This window comes from Paraglaciecola sp. 20A4 (genome assembly GCF_011378905.1).
Taxonomy (GTDB): domain Bacteria; phylum Pseudomonadota; class Gammaproteobacteria; order Enterobacterales; family Alteromonadaceae; genus Paraglaciecola.
In genome coordinates this window covers 1-823 of the sequence record NZ_WTPY01000085.1, presented here as the reverse complement: position 1 = coordinate 823, position 823 = coordinate 1, and the positions used below count along the sequence as shown (strand labels likewise).

The window sequence follows — 823 nt, the reverse complement described above, 5'->3', positions numbered from 1 at the left end:
TTGGCGATATCGCCTCCATCTAGCAAGTGATATTCACGGGCTTCAACCCGACCATGTCCTTTCTCCATATGCAGGGTAGATGCTTTATTCGCACAGGCGAAGGCCTGTTTGATGCTATCGTACAACCTCTGCTGATTGCCTTTGACCGCAATCAGGTAATCCGCCCCTTTATCTATGATGGTCTTGGTTATTTTATGTTGGCATCCCATGGCGTCAATGGTGATAAGGCAACCTTTGATATCCAGCAAATTGAGTAAATCCGGAATGGCTGTGATTTCATTCGACTTGGCGTCGGTTTTAGTCTGCCCGATAACCACGCCATTGGCAGTGGCAAAGGCACTAACCATGTGAATGGCAGATTGTCGGTCATGACGATTATATGAGCTGCGTAAACACTTGCCATCCACCGCGACTACTTCCCCTTCACTCAGCTTCACCACCTCTTGCATCCAGCGAATAAAGGTCGATTGCAATGCACTGGGATCTATCCTTGAAATAAGACGGGCTATCGTATCGTGAACAGGCAACCCGTCTTTAAATAATCCCAAACCCTGTAGCCAGGTTAATCTGGCTTTACCGAAATCTTCAATATCCTCCCAGCCCTCGCAACCAGTGATGATGGCGCAAATAGATAAGAACAATACATCGTAAAGGGGATAGCTTATTTTCGCGGTTTGGCGAGGGTCTTTTACATCAGCGAAGTGTTGGGCAAATACATCGATTGTCATGGTTGGCCTCCCAAAAGGGAGTATAAGATCACAGCGACATCAGCCCGTCAAATAATGTTGTTTTTGTTCAAAAAACGTTCATGATCTTGCCGTGG

1 protein-coding gene is annotated in these 823 nt (G+C 46.5%); it reads right to left on the bottom strand.

Annotation, left to right across the window (positions count from 1 at the left end):
* Positions 1-728, bottom strand: a 728-nt coding sequence (locus GQS54_RS22935; protein ID WP_166426234.1) for an ISAs1 family transposase, incomplete at its 3' end; no start/stop codon positions are given.
* Between the last annotated feature and the right edge of the window lie 95 nt (positions 729-823).